Here is a 14917-nt window from a genome sequence, read left to right on the forward strand (position 1 = left end):
TGGCTCACACCCGACCCGGCGGAAGGGTGCGACTGCCGGGCACGGCAGAATTGCCGGGGCGGCCCCGTGCAGAACCACCGCAAGGCACCAGGCAGGCGCCAGCACGCGACCGCGGATCCGGAAGGCACACCGTGACGGGCATGCTCACAGCACAGCGGACGAGTCCGATCGAGCAGATCACCGCCGATCATCGACGGGTCTCGGTGGACCTCGGCTCACGCAGCTATCCGATCGATATCGGTCCCGGGGTCCGCCGAATCCTGCCCGACATCGTCGCGCGGATCGGCGCCCGGCGGGCCGTCATCGTCTCGGCGCGGCCGCAGGACGCGGTTCCCGACCCGGGCGTGCCGGTACTGCGGCTGGCCGCACGGGACGGCGAGGCGGACAAGAACCTGTCGAACGTCGAGGCGCTCTGCGGCCGGTTCGCGGCTTTCGGGCTGACCCGGTCGGACGTCGTCATCTCCTGCGGCGGGGGAACCACCACGGACGTCGTCGGGCTCGCCGCGGCATTGTACCACCGCGGCGTGGCGGTGGTACACCTCCCGACATCCCTGCTCGCCCAGGTGGACGCGAGCGTCGGCGGGAAGACGGCGGTGAACCTGCCCGCCGGCAAGAACCTCCTCGGTGCCTACTGGCAACCCAGCGCCGTCCTCTGCGACACCGACCACCTGCGGACCCTGCCCCGGCGGGAGTGGATCAACGGCTACGGCGAGATCGCGCGGGCCCACTTCATCGGCACCGGGGACCTGCGCGGTCTGCCGGTGACGGAGCAGATCACCGCCAGCGTGGCGCTCAAGGCCGCTGTCGTCGCTCGGGACGAACGGGACTCAAGCCTGCGCCACATCCTCAACTACGGCCACACCCTGGGGCATGCCCTGGAGCGCGTCACCGACTTCGTGCTGCGCCACGGTGAGGCGGTGGCGATCGGCACCGTGTTCGCCGGCCGTCTCGCCGGGGAGCTCGGCCGGATCGGGGACGATCGGGTCCGCGAGCACCTGGACGTGGTCCGCGGCTACGGGCTGCCGACGGCCCTGCCCACCGAGGCGGACGCCGCCGAACTCGTCGCCGTGATGCGTCTGGACAAGAAGTCGACGAACACCGGCCTCACCTTCGTGCTCGACGGTGCGGACGGCCCACAGCTGGTGGGCGACATTCCGGAGGACCTGGTCATGAAGACGCTCGGCGACATGCCGCGCGGGCCGCTGGCCTGACGCCCGTGCCACCGGCCGCGCATGCTGTCACGGGCGCCACCCGTCTGTTCGCCGTCGTCGGGGATCCCGTCGAACAGGTACAGGCGCCGTCGTTACTCAATCCGCTGTTCGACGAACTCGGGCTTGACGCCGTCCTCGTACCGGTGCACGCCCGGCAGGCGGACTTCCCCGCCGTGCTCGATGGACTCCGGCGCATCGAGAACCTGGACGGCATCCTGATCACGATTCCGCACAAGGCCGCCGCCTGCGCCCTTGCCGACGAACGCAGTCCGGCGGCCGCGATCAGCGGGAGCGCCAACGCACTGCGCCGCGGCCCGTCCGGGCGCTGGCAGGCCGACAACTTCGACGGAGCGGGATTCGTCCGGGGACTGACGGCCGCCGGACGTCCGGTGGCCGGAACGCGGGTCTCGCTACTGGGCGCGGGCGGCGCCGGCAGCGCCATCGCGGCCGCGCTGCTCGACGCCGGCAGCACACGGCTGTCGATCTACGATCCGGATCGGGAGAAGCGCGACGGCCTGCTCGCCCGCCTCGACGAGCATTGGCCGGACCGCGCCGTCGGCGTCGCGACACCCCTGCTGCACGATGTCGATCTCGCGGTGAACGCCACGCCGCTCGGCCTGCGTCCGAACGATCCGCTCCCCTTCCCGCCGGATGGGCTCGCGGCGGGCTGCGTCGTGGCGGACATCATCATGAAACCGCCCGACACCCGCCTGCTGCGGGCCGCGGCCGCACTCGGCCTGCCGACCCATCCGGGCATCCACATGCTCGCCCACCAGATCGGCTTCTACCGCTCGTTCTTCGATCTCGTCCCGGCGGCACCCGCCTGACGACCTGCGAGGGCTCATGCGTGCACCATCCCCAACCGGCTGTCTGGGTATCGACGTGGGCGGCACCAAGGTCGCGCTGCGCATCGAGGCCGCACAGGCCGGGACGAACCCGATGGGAGGCGACGAGCAGATCGGCCCGAGCAGGCCGAGCGGACCGGAGGGTCCCGTCAGGCCGGTGGAGACAACCTTCCAGTGGTCGCCGTCGGCGACCGCCACCCAGGACATCGACGATCTCGCCGCACACGTTGCCGCGCTGACTGCCCGATGGGGCGGTCGGGTTGACGCCGTCGGCGTGGCGATGCCCGCGACCATCGACGCCGCCGGCCGGGTCACAACATGGCCGGGCCGGCCGGCCTGGACCGGGCTCGACCTCGGCGCCGCGCTGCGGGATCTGCTGCCGGGCAGCACCGTGGTCTGCGGCGACGACGGCGATCTGGCCGCGCTCGCAGAGGCGGACGCGGCCGGCTGTGAGAACGTGGTCTACCTGGGAGTCGGGACGGGCGTCGGCGGCGGGATCGTGCTCGGCGGCCGGTCCTGCCCGGGGCCCGGTCGCGGCTCCAGCGAGATCGGACATCTGATCATCTCGTCCGACGGGCCCAGCTGCGACTGCGGCCGCCGCGGATGTGTGCAGGCAACCGCGTCCGGGCCGGCCACCCTGCGCCGGGCCACCCAGCGGCGTGGTGCGGAGGTGACCTTCGCCGAACTGCGCGCAGCCTGGCTCGCGGCCGACGCCTGGGCGGTGCGGACGGTGGGCGAGAGTGCCGCGGCGATCGCCACGGCCGTCATCGGGCTGACCGAACTGCTGCATCCCGCGATGGCGGTGGTCGGCGGCGGGTTCGCGGCCGGCCTGCCTGGATTTCCGCGGGCGGTCGCCGAGCACGCCCAGACCCTTGCCCGTCCGGGACATCCGCCCGCGCCCGTCCGCCCAGCGTTGCTGGGCGGCCTGTCCTCCCTGTTCGGAGCGCTCCTGGCGGCTCAGTCGCCGGCGAGGATCGGCCGGCTGGCCTGAGCCGCGGGGACACCGGCGGTGCCGGCGGGTTCGACCGGGTGCGGCCGGAGAAGGGACAGCAACTCCGCGGGCCGGCGCAGCACCGCGTCCGGCCCGGCCGCGACCAGCTCGGCGCCGTCCGCCTCGCCCCACAGCGCGGCCACCGCCATCACGCCGGCCGCACGCGCGCTCTCCAGGTCGGCGACCGCGTCCCCGATCATCATCGCCTCATTCGGCGCCACGCCCAACAGCTCAAGTGCCCGGTTCACGATGTCCGGCGCCGGCTTGGGACGGGCGATCTCATCAGAGCCGATGACATAATCGAAGATCGGCAGAATGTCGAGCTCACCCAGCAGGTGCCGGGCCCGTGGACCCGCCTTGCCGGTGGCGACCGCGAGCCCGAGGCCGCGCTCGTGCAGGCTCCGCAGCAGCGCGGCGACCCCTTCGAAGAGCACCACCTGGTGGGCCAGCCGATAGCTCTCGCGGACGAACGGCTCCTCCATCTCCAGCGGCAAATTCATAATCCGCATGATGTCCGGGAAGTAGCGTCCCAGGTGCCGGTTGTACTGCTCGAACGGGGGCTCGCCGGGACCCACGACCTCGGCGTAGGCGATCGTGAACGCCTGCCGCATCACTCCGAAGCTGTCGACCAGCACCCCGTCGAGATCGAAGATGACCGCACGTTTCCGTGTTCCGGACGCCGCACCGGTCCCGATGGTCGTCCCCGCACCGGTCCCGGTGGTGGTCATGGCCGACCAGGGTYTCAGCTCAGTTCCCACGTGCCCCCCCGGGCTCGACGTTGGGTGCCGTTCGATATTCGTGACACAGGTCGTGACACAGGTCGTGGATGCGTGACCTCAGCGAGTCGCGTGCGCGAGCGGCGCGACGGACCGGTGCGAGCGCGCGGAGTCGTAGAACCTCTCGATGGCGGCGATCGTCGGGCGGACCTCCTCGATCGCCCGCCCCCGGGACGCGGGATCCGCCAGCAGCGCGGGCAGTTCATCGAGCTGGCGGCGGTACTCCGTTCCGATCGGTTCGTCGGGCACAGGCACCGCCACGGTCTCGCCGGCCCGGGTGCGGGTCAGAACCGAACGATCCTGCCGGTTTGGACCGAAACCGAACGTGCAGCGCAGCGACGCGGTGCCCGCGGCACCCTCGACGTTGATCAGGGTGACGTCCCGGGCCTCGTGCGAGGCCCAGCTCGCCCGCAACGACACCGAGACCCCGTTCTCGGTGACCAGGAAGCCACGTGCGGTGTCCTCGACGTCACCGCCGACGCCGACAGCCGGCCCGGTGCCATCGTCGTGACGCCAGGAGGCCGCCCAGGAGCCGTCGCTGACGAAGTCGTCCGAGATCGTCCCGACCACCTGCTGGAAACGGACGCTGCCCAGCAGCGGGGTGAGGGTGTCGAGCAGGTGCCAGCCGAGGTCTACCAGGGCTCCGCCGCCGGAGAGGTCCCGCCGGGTGAACCAGCCACCGGCGTCGGGAATGCCCCGGGCCCGGATCCAGGCGAGATCGACGTGCCGGATGGCACCGAGCCCGTCGGCGAGCTCGTAGAGCCGGCTGACATCCGCCCGGTACCGCGCGGCGCTCCCAGCGAGCAGGATGGTGTCGCCCGCGCGCTCGGCCGCCGCGAGCCGGTCGGCCTCGGCCGAGCTCAGGCACACCGGCTTCTCCAGGAAAACCGGAATACCGGCGCTCAGCAGCCGGGCTGCGATCTCGGCGTGCCGGTGGTTGGGCACCGCCACGACCGCGAGGTCGACCTGAGTCCGGTCGATCTCGTCGACGTCGGCGAGCACGGCCAGGCCCGGGTCGGCCCCGGCCGCCGCCCGGCGGGCCCCGGAATCGGAATCGACGGCCGTGACCACGACGAACTCCGGGTGTTCTCGCAGCCGGGGAAGCCAGATCGACCGGCCGGCCCAGCCCAGCCCCACCACGGCGACCCGCAGCGGAGTCCGCGTGGGGTTGCCGGTCTCGCCTCGGCTCACAGCTCGGCCAGGGTCTCGGCCACGATGGCCGCGACCTGGTGCATCTGTTCTTCGGTGCCGAGCAACGTCCGATGGTGCAGCCAGACGCCGTCCGCGCTGATCGCCTCGGTGTTCGGGCAGCGCTTCGCGATCTCGTCCACCGTTTCGTCCGGGGCACCGGTCTCCCAGAAGCCGTTGGACCGGTAGATCGCCCGGAACGCGGCGAAAGCGGGCAGCCCGCGGTCCACAAGGGCGTCGACGAACGCGTTGCGGCGCTCCTCACTGAACCCGGGCAACCGGAACATCGCCATGTAGTGCGGATTGCGGTCACACCGGTCGTCGCGGCCCTGCGGGACGACACCCGGGATGTCGGCAAGCGCGCCCGCCAGCACCGGCCAGCGCTCCTCACGCGTGTCAATCTGGCCGGCCAGGCGGCCGAGCTGGGCACGCAGGACCGCGGCGGAGAACTCGTTGAGCCGGAAATTCGACCCGGAGGTCTGGTGGAGGTACCGGCGGTCCGTGCGTGGCCGCCCGCAACTGTGCCGCAGGAAGCCGAGTTCGTACAGCTCGGCGTCGGGGAAGGTGACGGCGCCGCCCTCGCCGGCGGTCATGAGCTTGCCGTTCTGGAAGCTGAACGCCGCCACCGAGCCCAGCTCGCCGAGCTTCTTACCCTGCCACTGCGCACCGTGCGCGTGCGCCGCGTCCTGGATCAGCGGAACCCCGGCATCCGCGGACAGCTTCGCCAGGGCRTCCATGTCGCAGACCTGGCCCGCCATATGCACCGGCATGATCGCCCGAGTGCGCGGGGTCACCGCGGCCGCCGCGGCGGTGACCCCGATGCAGTACGTGCCCGGGTCGATGTCGACCGGCACGGCCACCGCGCCGAGGCGCTGGGCCGCCTGCGAGGAGGAGATGAAGGTGAACGCCGGCACGATGACCTCACTGCCGGGTCCGACCCCCAGGACCTGCAACGCGAGCTCCAACGCGTGCGTCCCGTTGGTTACGGCGAGGGCGTAGCCGGCCCCGTGGTAGGCAGCGAATTCCCGCTCGAAAGTGTCGACCTCACTGCCGCCCATGCGCCACCACTGGCCCTGTTCCAACGCCCGGATCAGACCACCGCGCTCCTCGTCGGAGTACTGCGGCCAGGCCGGCAACTCCGGCGCTGGCCGTGCTCTACCGATCATGATCCCCACCCTTTTCTTGCCCGTGACCGTATCGTTGTTCTTCGCGCCGGGATCGAGGTTCCGTCGGCGGTTCCATTATCGCGATCGGCGAAGGAATCTACGCGAGAGGATGCATGACGGACGGTACCTCGGTACCCCCGGGTTCCCCATCGCCCTCCGGACATGACACGCTAATATCAACGGACAGACTACAGATAGACTTGATAAGAACACCCCAGCTGGCCCTTTCTGCTTGCAGGTGTCCAGCAGGTGGCTTTGCTATAAATGTGGGGTTCCGGATCAGAAACGCCGACCATCGAGCCGGCCAGCATGTCTGTGAGGCGCCGTGACCACGCTACTTCTCCTGAATGGCCCCAATCTGGGCATACTCGGCCGACGCCAGCCGGAAGTCTACGGCACGGCGACACTGGCCGATATCGAGGCGGCCGTCGCGGCTCGGATCTCGGACCGCGGATGGAAACTTGTCTCCGTACAACGTGAATCCGAAGGTGAATTGATCCACACCATTCAGGATAATTACGACTCGATCGGTGCGATCGTCAATCCAGGTGCGCTGATGATGTACGGCTGGAGCCTTCGTGACGCTTTGGCCAATTATCCGAACCCGTGGATCGAGGTCCATCTCTCCAATGTCTGGGCTCGGGAGTCCTTCCGGCACGAATCCATTCTCTCGGCGCTCGCCCGGGGAGTGATCGTCGGCCTGGGGGCCCTCGGATACGAGCTTGCCGCTCAGGCACTGCTGGACCTCGTCCCCGCGCCGAGCTGAGACGTCCCGCCGGACCGGGAACGACTCTTCGGATAACTGGTCACGCGAAGTGGCGTTCGTATCCCCTTCCCGACGTGACCAGGCCACCCGCGACGTGGAACTCCCCAGCGCCGGGCCGGCCGGCGTCGGACGCACGAGCGCCCTCGGCCCGGTGTCATCTCCTCGGCCGTGTCGGTTCCTCGGCCGTGTCGGTCCGACTCGGGCTTCCCGGCAGGCCGAAGAAGCAGGGTGGCGCATTGCTGGAATATGGCCCTATGACCCTTTAGGATATTTTTGAGTGATATGCCGCAAAGATCGGACCGGGGCCGTCGTACTTCCGCATCCGCAATGCCGGCGGGAGAGTGCCGCCCATGACAACGCACCCCGTTCATCCCGTTCATGAGGAACGGTCCTCCCAACGGACGATCATCCGCCGGGATTCGCCGATGGGCCTGGCAGTGGCGAGCCCCACCACCCCCTACCAGGTGACCACCTCCAGGCGACCACCTCCGCCGGGAGCGCGGTGAGCTACTCCTGCGCGGTGAGGGCGTGGGTGGCTGCCGCGGCAACGGCGGGGGCTAGCCGTGGATGGTCGAGGGGAGGCAGCACGCTGCCGGGCGGCGTCTGACCGACGAGGGCGTGCACGGCGGCGAGGCGGGCAGCGGGGGTGACCGGGCGGCGAGTGGTGACGACCGCCCGCAGCAGTCCGGGCAGCGCGTGCAGCGGACGCGGGCCCGAGGTGGCGCGGGCCAGCGGAGGGGGCGTCTCCGGGCGGATCCGCAGGACGGGAACGCCCTTGGGCGGCGCCGCCAAGCCGATCAGGTCGACGATCAGATCGAGTTCGGGGGCAAGCAGGTGCAGCGGCTGGATGCCGTAGTCGACCGGATCGTAGAGGGTGATCTCGTGGAGGCCGACACCGATCAGTAAGCCGGCGAGATCGCCGCCCCGAGCCGGGTCCACGACGGCGACGCGGGCCCGCCCCGGCGCGATGTCACGCGCCCGGAGATGGTTGAGGACCGCGGCCGCGGCGGCGACGGCGAGACCGTCGTTGACGGTGTCGAGCAGCAGATGCGGGGCGGCGGACCGCAGCGCGGCGCGGGCGGCGTCGATGCGGCGGACATGCGTGTGGACCAGGACGGTGGCGGCGAATCCCGGAGCGATCATGCCGATCGCCGCGGCGAGCTCGGCGGCGGTACGGGCTGCGATCGGCATGGGGATGACGTCGAACCCGGTCGCCCGGTGCAGGTGGACCGCCTGGGACTCGACCGCTGGCAGGGCCGCCTCGGCGGCCAGCGGCTCAAAGTCCAAGACGGCGCTGCCGTCGGTGAGCAGCGCCACTCGGCGCGGCCGGCCGGTGAACCGGTCGGTGTGCGTCGGGTGCATGGCCAGGTGGCTGATGACGCGGCGGTCGGCGTCAGCGTCCAACAACGCAAGATCGTGACCGGTCGTGACCGACGCGCGGAGACACTGGGCGAGTTTGCCGGTCGACGCGACGGTGAAGACGGGATCCTCGGTCTGCAACAGGTCGGCACCCAGCCGCTCCCGCAGCGCCCGGACCAGCCAGGTCAATGTGGACCCGCTGTCGGCATCCAACGTGATCCGCCGGCCGCCCCCGGGATCCGGCTCGTCCGCGTAGCACGTCACGGGGCCGGGGGCTGCGGCGACGACCGCCTCGATGATCATCGTGGCCCGGTGCGGAACACGGACCGTGACGCTGTAGGCGGGGTTGACCCCGGCTGAACCGGCCGGACCGGCCGGACCAGGGGGCGTCACGCCGGCTCCACCCGTGCCCGACTCCGTCCGGTGCGCGCCGGTCCCCCAGCCGGCCCCTCGGCGGGGCTCCCCTCCGCGGGAGTCCCACCTGCGGGAGTCCCGGGCATCGGTCCACCACATTTCATGCTCATGAGGGGCTTGTCTCCGCTTCGCGCAACTCGGCCAACAGTCCGGCCTGCCCGGCCGCCATCTCGGTCAGAATCCGCCGGRCCGCGCGCATCAGCTCCGCCACGTCCCCGCCCGCGAGCGCGTACACCACCGTCGGGCCGTCCCGCGTCGCGGTCACGATCCCGGACCGGCGCAGCACCGCGAGCTGTTGGGAAAGGTTCGACGACTCCACCTCGATCGCGGCCAGGAGATCCCGCACCGGCATCGGCCCGTCCTGCAGCAACTCCAGCACCCTAATTCGCACCGGATGGCCAAGCATGCGAAAAAACTCCGCTTTAGCCTGGTACAGCGGAACCCGCCTCGTCACGAGCCACCTCCCGTCGACCCCACGCAGCTCCGGCCGAGGCCTACCGGCCGAGGTACCGGCCTGGCCGGAGTACCGGCGACCGCCCACCCAGAGATCACGCCGGCACGGTGAGTAGCGCCACGACCCGTTCGCGCCCGATGGCGACCTCCCCGCCAGTTACAGAATTTATCAACTGTTCGTTACCACACTTCGGAGTCGGGAAACAGCTCTTTATCGCACGGCACGGCTCTGCGGGGGCCGCTGTGTCCGAGATCTCGCCCACTCCATACTTTTTAGCATGTAAATTGAAGAAACCTTCAATTTTTCATCCCAGTATATGGGAGGATCGGATCCGCATCGAGATGACGACGGGGCAGGCCGAGGACCCCCGGCCCCACTGCCCCGCCCCCATAAGGACGGCCCCGTCACGCTGGCCCAGGCCACTCGGCCGGCTCCTGCCCGGCCGGGCCGATATCGAGAGCATGCGCCGCCAGCCAGGCCGTGACCTGCTCGCGGGGATGACCGTCGCGGTGGTCGCGCTGCCGCTCGCGCTGGGATTCGGGGTCTCCTCCGGCCTCGGCGCGGCCGCCGGACTGGTGACGGCGATCGTGGCGGGTGCTCTCGCGGCGGTCTTCGGCGGGTCGAACCTGCAGGTGTCCGGGCCGACCGGCGCGATGACCGTCGTGCTCGTGCCGATCGTGCACCGGCAYGGGCCGGCTGGTGTGCTGACCGTCGGGCTGCTCGCCGGGATGATCCTGCTCGCGCTCGCGGTCCTGCGGGTCGGCCGCTCCGTGCGATATGTGCCGGCGCCCGTGGTGGAGGGATTCACCGTCGGCATCGCCGCGGTGATCTTCCTTCAGCAGGTTCCCTCGGCCCTGGGGGTGCACGCCCGAAACGGTGACCGGGTGACCGGCGTGGCCTGGGCGGCCGTGGCCGACTTCGTCCACCGGCCGCACTGGCTCGCGCTGGCGCTCGCCGTCGGCGTCGCGGCGACGATGCTGGTCGGCGCCCGGCTGCGGCCCACGGTCCCGTTCTCGCTGCTCGCCGTGGCCCTCGCGACGGCCCTCGTCACGGCCCGCGAGTGGGACGTCACGACCCTCGGCGCAATCCCCGCCACCCTGCCCGGTCCCTCGCTCGGCTTCCTCGACATCACCGCGATCCCGACGCTCGCCACGGCCGCCGTCGCCGTGGCCGCGCTCGCAGCCTTGGAGAGCCTGCTCTCGGCCAGTGTGGCCGACGGGATGACCGTCGGCCAGAACCACGACCCCGACCGGGAGCTATTCGGCCAAGGGCTGGCCAACCTCGCCGTCCCGCTGTTCGGCGGGGTGCCCGCCACCGGCGCGATCGCCCGCACCGCGGTCAACGTCCGCTCGGGTGCCTCGTCCCGGCTCGCCGCCCTCGCGCACGCCGTGGTCCTCGCCGGGGTGATGCTCGCAGCCGCTCCCCTSGTCGCGCGCATCCCGCTCGCCGCGCTCGCCGGTGTTCTGCTCGCCACGGCGGTGCGGATGGTCGAGGTCTCCTCGTTGCGCACCCTCGGCCGTGCGTCACACTCCGATGCCCTGGTCATGGCGCTGACCGCCGGGGCGACCCTGGCGCTCGACCTCGTCATCGCCGTCGTCCTCGGCCTCGCGGTCGCCGGCGCCCTCGCCCTGCGCGCAATCGCCCGAACCGCGCGGGTCGAGGAGGTGCCGCTGGACCCCGGCGATCATCACGATTCCGAACACGCGCTACTCGCCGAGCACATCGTCGCCTACCGTATCGACGGCCCCCTGTTCTTCGCCGCCGCCCACCGCTTCCTGCTGGAGCTCACCGAGGTGGCCGACGTCGAGATCCTCATCCTCCGGCTGTCCCGGGTCAGCGCCGTCGACGGCACCGGCGCCCTCGTCCTGCGCGACGTCATCGACCGGCTCGAACACCGCGGCGTCAAGGTGTATGTGTCGGGGCTGCGACCCGAGCATGCCAAAGCGGTGGCCGCCGTCGGTCTGGTGGACCGGCTGCGCGGCCAGGGACGCCTGTTCGACTCCACCCCGTCGGCCATCCAGGCTGCCCGGGACCATCTCCACCACACCGGCGCCCTGGCTGCCGTCCCCACCTGAGCCCACGCGGCGTTAGCCCACGCGGCGTTAGCCCACGCGGCGTTAGCCCACGCGGCGCTAGCCCACGCGGCGCTAGCCGCGGTCGCGCGGCTCGCGACGCAGCCCGCCCCACAGGGGACTCTGGTCCCACCAGCCGGAGGCTGGCGATCGACATGACGGATGTGCCCCAGGCAGGAATCGGACCTGCGGCCTACCGCTTAGGAGGCGGTCGCTCTATCCACTGAGCTACTGGGGCCGGCGAGGGACACCGGGTCTGGCTCGTGCAACAGATCATACGGGGCCGCGGAGCAGCCGGCCCGAGGGGACACCATGGATTCCGATCGGCAAGGCATCCGCACACCGTCCACAGCCCGTCGGCACGCTCGATCTACCGCAACGACCGATTATTACCGAAGGCTAATGACCGCCATCGAGGACCGTGGCCGCCCGGCACTGTGTACCGGCACAGCGCGATCAGCCGAACTGCTCGGCCATCTCGACGAGTTCCTTGCATTTCGGACAGATCGGGAAACGCGAGGGGTCCCGCACCGGTTCGAACTTGTAGCCGCACAACGCCGTAACCCGGCCACCCTCGATGGACGCGCGAACGATCTCCTCACGACGAGCGTAGTGAGAGTGATCGTCACCTTCGTCCGTCTGGGTGTTCGATGTCTCGGGCGCGATCTGAGTYGTGCTCATGGCGTCGAGTCTAGTGCCGCGGGCGCCGATGCCGGCCCTGGGTGCAAGCCCGCGCGCGGGACGGGTGCCGCACGAGGACACGCCGCCGGACCGAGGCCATACCCGCCGAACCGAGGCCATGGAACACGTCGTGGAACACCGACCCCGGTCCGGGGGAAGGGGCCGACGGGACATCGAAACCGGCCAGCCGGCATGGTCTTCGGGGGGCAGATGGCTCTTGTGAGTCCCAGGCTGAGCGTACCCTGGAGAGGACGAAGGAGACCGGTGACTGGATTGATCGACAGTACCGAGATGTACCTCCGAACCCTGTACGAGCTGAGGGAGGAGGGCATCCCCCCGCTGCGCGCGCGTCTGGTGGAGCGCCTGCATGTCAGCGCGCCGGCCGCGAGCGAGTCGACGGCTCGTCTGGCCAACGAGGGGCTGGTGTGCCTCGCCGACGACCGGACCGTGCAGTTCACGGAGAAGGGCCTGCTGCGGGCCACCGCCGTCATGCGCAAGCACCGCTTGGCCGAGCTGCTGCTCACGAAGGTCATCGGGTTGGACTGGGCGCTGGTACACAACGAGGCCTGTCGGTGGGAGCATGTAATCTCCGACGAGGTCGAGGCGCGCCTCACCGTCCTGCTCGGCGATCCGAAGCGCTGCCCGTTCGGTAACGAGATCCCGCCTTCCCAGCAGCACCACACCACGGCACGGCCGGCTTCCGCCCCGGTGAGCCTACTGGCGTCGGCCGACCTCGCCTCGTCCGGCGGTGGCAGGCCGGTCACGGTGAGCTGGATCTCCGAGCGGTTGCAGACGGACGAAAGCATCATGCGCCGGCTTCAGGACGCCGCGATCGTCCCCGGTGCGCAGATCACGCCGGGCTCCCGCGGCAACCTGATCCACATCGTCACTCCCAACGGCCAGACCGACGCGGAGATCAGCCGTAGCACCGCGGCTCTCGTTTACGTCGACCGCTGAGTCGACCGCTGAGTCGTCGCCCACGGCACCGTCGCCGTCGCCATCCTGATCGCTTCCGCCAGCGGCCGATGGTGTCACGCTCCCGGCCGCACACCCCCCCGGAAGCTCGACCACCAGATCTTCTCCACCTTGACCACCTCCCCGGTCCGCGGAGCGTGGATCATCTTCCCGCCCCCGATGTAGATCCCGACATGATCAAGATCGGCATGGAAGAAGACGAGATCGCCGGGAATGAGGCCCGCCCGGTTCACGCGGCGCCCCTCATTCCATTGTGATCCGGTGTAGTGGCTCAGCGAGACCCCGGCCTTCCCCCAGACCCACTGCGTCAGGCCGGAGCAGTCGAAGGACTTCGGCCCCGCCGCAGCCCACACGTAGGGCTTGCCCAGCTGGGCGTATGCCTCCTGCACCGCGCGCGACGCGCCACCGCCGCCCGTCGGCGGGATGGGTGCCGGGGTAGTCGGGGCCGCGGCGAACGCCCGGCCCGCGGCCGCGACCGCGGCCGACTCCTTCCGATAACGGACCCGTTCGGCCGCGGCCTTCCTGGCCGCCGATGCCGCGGCGGCGGCCGCCGCCGCCCTGCGGGCCCGCGCGGCGGCGGCTTGGCGCTYCCTGGCCCGCCGCTCCAGCGATGCGTAGCGGGATTCGAGCCGCTGCAGCAGGCTGCGCTGCTCGGCGGCGGACGCCTCGATGGACCGCTTCCGTGCGGCGAGCCGCATGACGATCTTCCTCTTGCCCGCAAGTGCCACGTCAGCGCTCCGGCGTGCCTCGGTGAGATCCCGACGCGCGAGCCGCAGGCCAGTGTCCGCCACGCGTTGCCGGCGGGCCAGCGCATCGACCGCACCGGCCCGGTCGAGTACCTGTCGGGGGTCRCCGGTCAKCAGCAACGACAGTTGCCCGAATCCCCCGGCCCGATTCGCCGACACCGCCAACCCCCGGTGTTTGTCCGAGGCCTGCCGTACAGCGTCGTCAGCGCGGTCGACCCGCCCGGCCGCGGCAGCCGCGGCCCGCTCGGCCTCGACCAGCCGAATACGTTCGGCGTTGAACACCTCAGTGGCAATCGCCGTCTGACGAGTGGATTCGTCCAGCCGTACCCGGGTACCGTTGATCTCCGCCTGCAGGCTCTGCAGGCTCTGCAGGCTCTGCGGGCTCTCCGGGCTCTCCGGGCTCTCCGGGGCCGACCCGGAGGCCGGAGTCGTCGGCGCCGCCCAGGCGGATCCGGCAAACCCCCAGACAACCGGAGGTCCGGCGACGAGAATGCCGACCAGTCCGAGAACAATGGGCGCTCCGGCTTTCGGACGCCATCCGGTCGGATCGTTCCCGGTCGGCTGGGGATCGTCGGTCGGGCCGGCGGCGAGAGTCTGCCTTGCGACGTGTTTCGAAGTTCGCCGGCCGAACCCGGATGGCGGGACATCACGGGGACGGCGGGGCCCGGGGCGCGGTTCGCCGGCGCTATGCCAGCCCTCCGTGGGGACACTGCTCACACTGCCGGACGGTAACTCTATGCAGTTATACAGTCACGGAAGCACGCCGTGACGAGCGGAGAGTCTCCAAGCACCCACCGCCAGCCGATGAGATCGGGTCACAGGCCACCCAATTTAGCGATTTCACATGCCAGAAACAGCTAAGACACAGGTCGGGAACAGATCTTGCCGACTCTTCGGACCCGAGGATCCGGGACGAGCGCAGCGTGGCCGGGGACCGGGTGAGCGCAGTCCGCGCATCGCGCGGGGAATGACAGGAGAGACATGGACAAATTGAATTCGGGCGATACCGCGTGGATGCTCATCAGTTCCGCGATCGTGCTGTTCATGACGCCCGGACTGGCGTTCTTCTACGGTGGCATGGTCCGAGCGAAGAACGTGCTCGGAATGATCATGCAGAACTTCTTCTGCATCGGGATCGTCACGCTGATCTGGTCGGTCATCGGGTTCAGCGTCGCGTTCGGCGAGGGTAACGGCTTCTGGGGCGGATTCGACTTCTTCGCTCTCCAGGACCTCTCCGGCAGCGACGGCGCGATCCCGTACGTCGTGTTCGTCG

The 14917-nt window shown here is 70.4% G+C and carries 13 protein-coding genes, 1 tRNA gene and 1 pseudogene; 7 read left to right on the forward strand and 8 right to left on the reverse strand.

The window, feature by feature from the left end; genetic code table 11:
• Window positions 1–140: 140 nt before the first annotated feature.
• From KBI5_RS07865 to KBI5_RS07875, 3 genes are read left to right on the forward strand one after another with little or no spacing between them, the layout of a single operon-like run.
• Complete coding sequence (locus KBI5_RS07865) at window positions 141–1211, forward strand: 3-dehydroquinate synthase family protein (RefSeq protein ID WP_011434899.1); 1071 nt, start codon at window positions 141–143, stop codon at window positions 1209–1211.
• Between the two features lie 5 nt (window positions 1212–1216).
• Window positions 1217–2038 carry a shikimate dehydrogenase gene (locus tag KBI5_RS07870; RefSeq protein ID WP_011434898.1) on the forward strand — a complete coding sequence of 274 codons (822 nt, stop codon included), beginning with the start codon at window positions 1217–1219 and terminating at the stop codon, window positions 2036–2038.
• A 16-nt stretch (window positions 2039–2054) separates the two neighbouring features.
• Window positions 2055–3047 carry an ROK family protein gene (locus KBI5_RS07875; protein ID WP_085014827.1) on the forward strand — a complete coding sequence of 331 codons (993 nt, stop codon included), beginning with the start codon at window positions 2055–2057 and terminating at the stop codon, window positions 3045–3047.
• On the opposite strand, the gene KBI5_RS07880 is transcribed toward KBI5_RS07875, so the two are convergent.
• The 3 genes from KBI5_RS07880 to KBI5_RS07890 form a co-directional block, all read right to left on the reverse strand.
• Window positions 3014–3805 carry an HAD-IA family hydrolase gene (locus KBI5_RS07880; RefSeq protein WP_116289867.1) on the reverse strand — a complete coding sequence of 264 codons (792 nt, stop codon included), beginning with the start codon at window positions 3803–3805 and terminating at the stop codon, window positions 3014–3016. The genes KBI5_RS07875 and KBI5_RS07880 overlap by 34 nt on opposite strands.
• 78 nt (window positions 3806–3883) lie before the next feature.
• Entirely contained in the window at window positions 3884–5014 is a 1131-nt protein-coding gene (locus KBI5_RS07885; RefSeq protein ID WP_023839848.1) for a Gfo/Idh/MocA family oxidoreductase, read from the reverse strand.
• Window positions 5011–6177 (reverse strand): DegT/DnrJ/EryC1/StrS family aminotransferase, encoded by a 1167-nt coding sequence (locus tag KBI5_RS07890; protein WP_023839849.1) that lies wholly within the window; start codon window positions 6175–6177, stop codon window positions 5011–5013. The genes KBI5_RS07885 and KBI5_RS07890 overlap by 4 nt, the downstream gene beginning before the upstream one ends.
• Window positions 6178–6502: 325 nt before the next feature.
• On the opposite strand from KBI5_RS07890, the gene KBI5_RS07895 reads away from it, so the two are divergent.
• On the forward strand, window positions 6503–6943 hold the full coding sequence (locus tag KBI5_RS07895; RefSeq protein WP_011434893.1) for a type II 3-dehydroquinate dehydratase: 441 nt from the start codon (window positions 6503–6505) through the stop codon (window positions 6941–6943).
• Between the two features lie 507 nt (window positions 6944–7450).
• On the opposite strand, the gene KBI5_RS07900 is transcribed toward KBI5_RS07895, so the two are convergent.
• Together KBI5_RS07900 and KBI5_RS07905 are read right to left on the reverse strand one after the other, a co-directional pair.
• Window positions 7451–8605, reverse strand: a complete 1155-nt coding sequence (locus KBI5_RS07900) for a malic enzyme-like protein (protein WP_347272479.1) — start codon at window positions 8603–8605, stop codon at window positions 7451–7453.
• 217 nt (window positions 8606–8822) lie between these two features.
• Window positions 8823–9170, reverse strand: coding sequence for a metalloregulator ArsR/SmtB family transcription factor (locus KBI5_RS07905; RefSeq protein WP_277870090.1), 348 nt, complete (start codon window positions 9168–9170; stop codon window positions 8823–8825).
• Window positions 9171–9511: 341 nt separating this feature from the next.
• On the opposite strand from KBI5_RS07905, the gene KBI5_RS07910 reads away from it, so the two are divergent.
• Window positions 9512–11245: a SulP family inorganic anion transporter gene (locus KBI5_RS07910; RefSeq protein ID WP_198537572.1), complete on the forward strand. Its 1734-nt coding sequence runs from the start codon at window positions 9512–9514 to the stop codon at window positions 11243–11245.
• Between the two features lie 162 nt (window positions 11246–11407).
• Here KBI5_RS07910 and KBI5_RS07915 read toward each other — a convergent pair.
• Together KBI5_RS07915 and KBI5_RS07920 are read right to left on the reverse strand one after the other, a co-directional pair.
• Window positions 11408–11480 (reverse strand) — tRNA-Arg (locus tag KBI5_RS07915).
• 218 nt (window positions 11481–11698) lie between these two features.
• Window positions 11699–11923, reverse strand: coding sequence for a DUF3039 domain-containing protein (locus KBI5_RS07920; RefSeq protein WP_023839854.1), 225 nt, complete (start codon window positions 11921–11923; stop codon window positions 11699–11701).
• 264 nt (window positions 11924–12187) lie between these two features.
• Between KBI5_RS07920 and KBI5_RS07925 the strand changes: the two genes are divergently transcribed.
• Entirely contained in the window at window positions 12188–12880 is a 693-nt protein-coding gene (locus KBI5_RS07925) for a metal-dependent transcriptional regulator (RefSeq protein WP_023839855.1), read from the forward strand.
• Between the two features lie 74 nt (window positions 12881–12954).
• On the opposite strand, the gene KBI5_RS07930 is transcribed toward KBI5_RS07925, so the two are convergent.
• Window positions 12955–14361 (reverse strand): C40 family peptidase, encoded by a 1407-nt coding sequence (locus KBI5_RS07930; RefSeq protein WP_085014829.1) that lies wholly within the window; start codon window positions 14359–14361, stop codon window positions 12955–12957.
• 264 nt (window positions 14362–14625) lie between these two features.
• On the opposite strand from KBI5_RS07930, the pseudogene KBI5_RS07935 reads away from it, so the two are divergent.
• Window positions 14626–14917: pseudogene (locus tag KBI5_RS07935) on the forward strand (ammonium transporter); the annotation flags it as partial.

The organism is Frankia sp. KB5, from assembly GCF_002099325.1.
GTDB classification, from domain to species: domain Bacteria; phylum Actinomycetota; class Actinomycetes; order Frankiales; family Frankiaceae; genus Frankia; species Frankia casuarinae.

Bases quoted from the DNA above. Each gene is read 5' to 3' on its own strand.
- KBI5_RS07865 (WP_011434899.1), top strand. From the start codon at position 141: ATGCTCACAGCACAGCGGACGAGTCCGATCGAGCAGATCACCGCCGAT.
- KBI5_RS07875 (WP_085014827.1), top strand. From the start codon at position 2,055: ATGCGTGCACCATCCCCAACCGGCTGTCTGGGTATCGACGTGGGCGGC.
- KBI5_RS07900 (WP_347272479.1), bottom strand. From the start codon at position 8,605: ATGATCATCGAGGCGGTCGTCGCCGCAGCCCCCGGCCCCGTGACGTGC.